Source organism: Nevskiales bacterium (assembly GCA_035574475.1).
Taxonomy (GTDB): Bacteria; Pseudomonadota; Gammaproteobacteria; order Nevskiales; family DATLYR01; genus DATLYR01.
The window spans coordinates 1-6,470 of sequence record DATLYR010000234.1 but is presented as its reverse complement, the minus strand read 5'-3'; the positions used below and the strand labels follow the sequence as shown (position 1 = coordinate 6,470).

At 69.0% G+C, this 6,470-nt stretch carries 7 protein-coding genes; all 7 read right to left on the bottom strand.

The window, feature by feature from the left end; genetic code table 11:
- Positions 1–431: hypothetical protein (locus VNJ47_14035; protein ID HXG29955.1), on the bottom strand; the 431-nt coding region annotated here is incomplete at its 3' end.
- A gap of 253 nt (positions 432–684) precedes the next feature.
- Positions 685–1,203, bottom strand: coding sequence for a bifunctional nuclease family protein (locus VNJ47_14030; GenBank protein ID HXG29954.1), 519 nt, complete (start codon positions 1,201–1,203; stop codon positions 685–687).
- Positions 1,193–2,533 carry an adenosylhomocysteinase gene (gene ahcY / locus VNJ47_14025; GenBank protein ID HXG29953.1) on the bottom strand — a complete coding sequence of 447 codons (1,341 nt, stop codon included), beginning with the start codon at positions 2,531–2,533 and terminating at the stop codon, positions 1,193–1,195. The genes VNJ47_14030 and ahcY overlap by 11 nt, the downstream gene beginning before the upstream one ends.
- A gap of 22 nt (positions 2,534–2,555) precedes the next feature.
- Positions 2,556–3,782 (bottom strand): methionine adenosyltransferase, encoded by a 1,227-nt coding sequence (gene metK, locus VNJ47_14020; protein HXG29952.1) that lies wholly within the window; start codon positions 3,780–3,782, stop codon positions 2,556–2,558.
- Between the two features lie 65 nt (positions 3,783–3,847).
- Positions 3,848–5,641: a phosphoenolpyruvate--protein phosphotransferase gene (gene ptsP, locus VNJ47_14015; GenBank protein ID HXG29951.1), complete on the bottom strand. Its 1,794-nt coding sequence runs from the start codon at positions 5,639–5,641 to the stop codon at positions 3,848–3,850.
- Positions 5,605–5,874 carry an HPr family phosphocarrier protein gene (locus tag VNJ47_14010; GenBank protein ID HXG29950.1) on the bottom strand — a complete coding sequence of 90 codons (270 nt, stop codon included), beginning with the start codon at positions 5,872–5,874 and terminating at the stop codon, positions 5,605–5,607. Before VNJ47_14010 ends, ptsP begins: the two co-directional genes overlap by 37 nt.
- The coding region (locus tag VNJ47_14005) for a PTS system mannose/fructose/sorbose family transporter subunit IID (protein ID HXG29949.1) at positions 5,868–6,470 on the bottom strand (603 nt) is incomplete at its 5' end. The genes VNJ47_14005 and VNJ47_14010, both read right to left, overlap by 7 nt.

The window sequence follows — 6,470 nt, the reverse complement described above, 5'->3', positions numbered from 1 at the left end:
ACCTCGATGCCTAACGTGCGGCGGTCCGACGGATAACCGTAGCTGAACACGACTTGACGGGTGCCGGGGGGGAAGATCGCATCCACCTGCGCCTGGCCACCGCCGAACCTGACGGCCTCGGGGGGAACCTCGCCCTCGCCGACCACGGGGTCCACCACGCCGGCCGGAAGCCTCACGCTCCATGCCGGCGCGGCCGGCCCGGCCGAGACCCGGGCCACCTGGTCGCGGTTGCGCACCTGGATCACGTCCAGTACCTCGCGCCGTCCCGTGGTGTCGGGACGAGTTATCACCAGATGCCTGATAGCCACGTCGAGCGGCGGCCCGGCGCTCGAGGTATCGAACACCGCCAGGACGATCCGGTCGCTGCCCGCGGGATCCCGCGTCGTAAATGGCTCGGAGAAGTAGCCCACGCCCAGGTACCGGCTAGACACCACGTACACCTGCCCGGTATCGGGCCGCGCCACTCTGAAGGAGAAGCGCCCACCGCTGCCGCTGCGCGCCGAGTCGATCGGACCGGCCAGCATCCGCCCCACCCGGTGCGCCACGACGGTCGCTCCCACGAGGCCGGTCGTGTCCGAGCCCCGGACCAGCACCACGCGGCCCGCCAGCACCAGCGGGCCCTGCGCCGCCGCAACGGCCGCGCCGGCCGCGAGACAGAGCGCAAAAAGCGCCGCGAACGCGGCGCTATGGAGTGAACTTGCCGAAGTCTTCAGGGTCGAGCTGGTTCAGGTAGTCCTGCAAGGCCTGCTTGTCGAGCGGCGTGTCGGACGGCTTGATGTCGGTGCTGGTGCCGGTGGGGAGGTCCAGCAGCTCGGTGGACGTGAATATGGGCGCCTTGAGCCGCAACGCTACCGCGATAGAATCCGAAGGACGCGCGTCCACCTGTACCACGTCCTCATCGCGATAGATGTGCAGCTCGGCGTAGTAGGTGTTGTCCCGCACCGCGGTGATCAGCACCTTCCGCAGGTCCCCGCCTAGTCCGATGATGACCTGCTTCAGCAGATCGTGCGTGAGCGGCCGGCTGAACTTCACGCCGGCCAGCTCCATCGCGATCGCGCTGGCCTCGCCGTGGCCGATCCAGATCGGCAGCACGCGTGGGCCGTCCTTCTCCTGCAGGATCACCACCGGTGAGTTGGTGGTGCGGTCCAGTCCGAGGTGCGCCACGCGCACCTCCACGAGCGCAGCGCCTGCGTTAGGTGCCAAGGTCCCAGCTTGCCAGGTATTTCTGCTGCTCCGGCGTAAGCTCGTCTAGCTTCACGCCCATTGCCTCGAGCTTGAGCCGCGCGATCTCACGGTCGATCTCGGCCGGCACGCTGTGTACGTCGCGCGACAGCGCCTTGCCGTGCTTGACCAGATACTCGCTTCCGAGCGCCTGGTTGGCGAACGACATGTCCATCACGCTGGCAGGGTGCCCCTCGGCCGAAGCGAGGTTGATGAGCCGGCCCTCGCCCAGCACGAAGATCCGCTTGCCGTCCAGCAGCCACTCGTCCACGAACTCGCGCACCCGGCGCGGTCCCTTCGCCGCCGCCGCCAGCTGCTTGAGGTCTATCTCCACGTCGAAGTGGCCGCTGTTGCAGACGATGGCGCCGTCCTTCATTGCCCTCATGTGCTCGACGCGAACCACGCTGGTGTTGCCGGTGAGCGTGACGAACATGTCGCCCAGTGGGGCTGCCTGCGCCATCGGCATCACCTGGAAGCCGTCCATCTGCGCTTCCAGCGCCTTGACCGGGTCGATCTCGGTCACGATCACGTTAGCGCCATGCCCTCTCAGCCGCATGGCCACACCGCGCCCGCACCAGCCGTACCCCGCCACCACGCAAGTTGATCCAGCCAGCAGCATGTTCGTAGCCCGCACAATGCCGTCCACCGTGCTCTGGCCGGTGCCGTAACGGTTGTCGAACATGTGCTTGGTGAGCGAGTTGTTCACCCCGATCACCGGGAACTGAAGCACGCCGTCCTTGGCCATCGCCTTGAGGCGGATGATGCCGGTAGTCGTCTCTTCCGTGGACCCGGTCACGCCGCGCACGATCGCTTGCCGCTCATCGCTGCTCAGCGACTCGACCCAGCGCCGCACCGGCGGCGCCAGGTCGTCCATGCGGTTGAGCGCGATCATGTGGAGCGCGCCCACTAGGTCGGCGCCGTCGTCCATGGTCACGTCGGGACGGAACGCAAGGCAGGCGCGGATGTGCTCGTAGTAGGTGTCGTTGTCCTCGCCCTTGATGGCATAGACCGCGACCCCGTGATCGCGCACCAAATGGGCGGCCACGTCGTCCTGGGTGGAAAGTGGATTGGACGCGCACAACGCCACCTCGGCGCCGCCGGCCTTCAGGGTTGACACGAGGTTGGCCGTCTCGGTGGTCACGTGCAAGCAGGCCGCCAGGCGCTTGCCCTTGAGCGGCTGCTCCTTCGCGAATCGCTCGCGGATCCGGCGCAGCACTGGCATCGAGCGCTCGGCCCACTCGGTGCGGCGCCTGCCCTCGTCGGCGAGCGAGAGATCCTTCACGTCGTACATGGACTTGGTAGCTACGGTCATCGCTGCTGTGAACCCCTCGATGTCAGCGGGCGGCCTTCGCGGCGCCCGAAAGCCGGTGTGCGGTTTCGCGCAGTTCCGACGCGCGGTCGGTGCGCTCCCAAGTGAAGAACTCCACTTCGCGGCGCGTGCCCTCGGCGGCGCCTTCGACGCTGCGCCGCTCCGGCTTGCGGCCAAAGTGGCCGTAGGTGGCGGTAGCGCGGTAGATCGGGTTACGCAGCTCCAGCGCCTCGATGATGCCCTTGGGCGACAGGTCGAACTGCTCCCGCACCGCGCGCTCGATCACCGCCTCGGCCACCGAGCCGGTCCCGAAGGTCTGGACCATGACCGAAACCGGCTGGACTACGCCGATCGCGTAGGCCAACTGCACCTCGCAGCGCCGCGCCAGTCCGGCCGCCACGATGTTCTTGGCGATCCAGCGCGCCGCATACGCAGCCGAGCGGTCCACCTTGGTCGGGTCCTTGCCGCTGAAGGCGCCGCCGCCGTGGCGCGAGAAGCCGCCATAGGTGTCGACGATGATCTTGCGCCCCGTCAGGCCGGCGTCGCCCTGCGGACCACCAACCTCGAACTTCCCAGTAGGGTTGATGTGATAGATGGGATCGCCGTCCCTGATCCAGTCGCCGACCACCGGCTTGATGACGTGGTTGATCACGTCCTTACAGATTTCGTCGTGGCCGATGCCGGGATTGTGCTGCGTCGACACCACGACCGTGGCCACGCGCCGCGGGCGATCGCCTTCGTACTCGACTGTGACCTGCGCCTTGCCGTCCGGCCTGACCCACGACAGCTCGCCGCTGCGCCGCACCTCAGCCAGGCGCTGGGTGAGCCGGTGCGCCAGCAGGATCGGCAGCGGCATCAGTTCCGGCGTCTCGTCGGTCGCGTAGCCGAACATCATGCCCTGGTCGCCGGCGCCGCCGGTATCGACGCCCTGCGCGATGTCCGGTGACTGGCGGTCGATCGAGGTCAGCACGGCGCAGGTCTCGGCGCCGATGCCGTACTCCGCGTTGGTGTAGCCGATCGACTTCAGTGTCCCGCGCACGATCTCGGGAATTGGCGCGTAGGTCTCGGTCGTGATCTCGCCGCCCACCATCGCCAGGCCGGTGGTGACGAACGTCTCGCACGCCACGCGCGCCTTGCTGTCGCGGGCGATGATATAGTCGAGCACTGCATCCGAGATCTGGTCGGCGATCTTGTCGGGATGGCCTTCCGTGACGCTCTCGGAGGTGAACAGCCAGCGGTGCGCGTTGTCCAAAGCTCAGGTCCCGGTTCGAGTATGTGAACGGTGTAAGGTACCCGGGCCGCCTGCCGCTTACAACGTCAGGCCGGCTCGAGCAGGCGCGGGTCGACGAGCTGTCTGACCGCGGCGCGGGCCTGCTCGGCGACCTCGTCGGCGGTGCGGGCCACCAGCAGTCGCGGCGCGGCCTGCTCCGCATCCTCCGCGCGCAGCCGGCGCGCGACCCACCTGATCAGCGCCAGCGACCGCGCGGCCACCGAGAAGGTGCGATAGCCAAGCGCCAGCAGTACATAGAGCGCTACCGGGTCGGAAGCCATCTCGCCGCACACCGAAACCTCGATTCGGCTCGCGGCCGCGGCCCGCCGCACGATGTCGAGCGAGCGCAGTATGGCCGGATGCAGCGAGGTGAACCGGCTCGCCAGCCTCGCGTTGCCACGGTCCACCGCCAGAGTGTACTGGACCAAGTCGTTGGTGCCGACCGACACGAAATCGGCCCGGCGCGAGAGCTGGTCGGCGATCAACACCGCCGCCGGCGTCTCGATCATTACGCCCACCGGCACCGACGCCGCGGCCTCGATGCCCGCCTTCGCCAGCGCTGCGGCCTCCTCCTCCACGATCCGGCGCGTGGCTTCCAGCTCCTCTATCCGGGTGACCAGCGGGATCATCAGCTTCAAACGCGCCTTCGCCGCGGCGCGCAGGATCGCCCGCACCTGAGGGCGGAACACCTCGGGATGGTCCAAGCACACCCGGATGGCGCGCCAGCCCAGGAACGGGTTGTTCTCGGCCGCGGCGCGAAAGCCGGGGAACTTGTCGCCGCCCAGGTCGAAGGTGCGGATCACGACCTCCGAGGTAGGGAACGACTCGCCCACCCTGCGGTACAGCGAGTACTGCTCGTCCTCACCCGGCATCCTGCCACGGCCCACCACCAGGAACTCGGTGCGCATCAGCCCGATGCCCTCGGCCCGCCCGTTCACCGCCACGGAAAGCTCTTCCGGCAGGTCGAGGTTGGCGCGCACCGTCAGGCGCCGGCCGTCGCCGGTCACCGCGTCGCGGTCGGCCTCGGCGGCCAGTTCGCGCGCGAACACCCGCTGCTGCTCGTCGCGCGCCCTGGCCCGCGCGGCGTCTTCCGGCGTGGGCTCCACCATCAGAGTACCGGTCCAGCCGTCCAGGATCACGCTCTCTCCGGTCTTCACCCGCGACAGCACGCCAGGCAGGCCCACGACCGCCGGGATCCCGATCGCGTGGGCCAGGATGGCCGAGTGCGAGGTGCGGGTGCCCTGCTCGCAGGCGATGGCCAGCACCGCCTCACGATCCAGCTGCACGGTGAGAGACGGGGTCAGATCGCGCGCCACCAGGATCACCGGCCCGTCGTGGTCCGCCAGCACATCGGGCTCGTCCACGCCCAGCAGCCGGGTGAGCACCCTGATTTCCACGTCCGTCAGGTCGGCCAGGCGCTCGCGCAGCAGCGGGCTGCCGTGAGTGCTCCACAGGCCGCGCCACTCCACGATCTTGAGGGCAAAGGCGCGCTCGGCCGAGAAGTGGTTGTCGCGAATCAGGCGCTCGACGCCGCCGATCAGGTCCTGGTCGTCGAGTATCATTAGCTGCGCGTCGAAGATGCGCGCCTCCTCCTCGCCGGCGCGCTCGGCCGCCTGGCGGCGCACCGCTTGGATGCGCTCCTTCGCGAACGCGAGAGCATCGCGCAGTCGCGCGATCTCCCGGTCCACCGCTTCCGGGGCGATCGCCTGCTCGGGAACCTCCGGCACCTCCCACCGCACCACCAGGGCCGGCCCCGCGGCGATGCCGGGCGAAACCGCGATGCCGTGGATCAGGCGATGCGGCATCAGTCCTCCCCGAATCCGGCGGCCACCAGCTCGCACAGCGCGGCGATCGCCTCGGCGGCGTCCTCGCCCTCGGCCCGGATGTGCAGGCTGCTGCCGCACTCGGCGGCCAGCATCATCATTCCCATGATGCTCTTCCCGTTCACGTCCATGCCGTCCTTGCTGACGACCACGCTGGCCTGGAACTTCCCGGCGACCTTCACGAACTCGGCCGCCGGCCGCGCGTGCAGGCCGAGTCGGTTTACGATCCTGGCGTCCGCCTCGATCACCATACCCGCCCCACAACCCACACCAGAGTGAGCACACCTAACGAAAGAGTCAAACCGCTGGCCCGGGTTGAGGCCAGCTTCGCCGCCGCCGCGAGCAACACCGCGCCGCCGGCCGCCCCGAACACCGCCGGCAACGGCGCGCCGGCGATGCGCCAGCCAAAGGCGACCGGTACCGCGAAGCCCACCACCAGCCCGGCAAACGCCGGCGCGGCGGTGCTGATCATCCGGATGCCCCGGCCACTCAGCGCAGCGGCCACGCGCGAGCCCCAGCGCCAGCCTGCGCTGAGCGACCAGATCCTCGCGGCCAGGTGCGCGACATTGAACAGGACCAAGAACGCGACCACCGCGCCGAAGCCCGAGCCCGCGGCCACGAGCAGCACGCCTATCGCAGCGCAAGCGGGCAGCCACGAGGCCCAGAACAGCCGGTCGCCTAGCGAACCCAGCGGCCCACACAGCGCTTCGCGCAGCTTCGCTATCCGCTCCGGTGGCTCGCCGTCCATCTCGGCCCTGAGCGCCGCACCGACCGCCAGTCCCGACAGATACGGGTGGGCGTTGAAGAACCGCGCCTCCCGCGCCAGAGCCGCGCGCTCGTGTTCCTC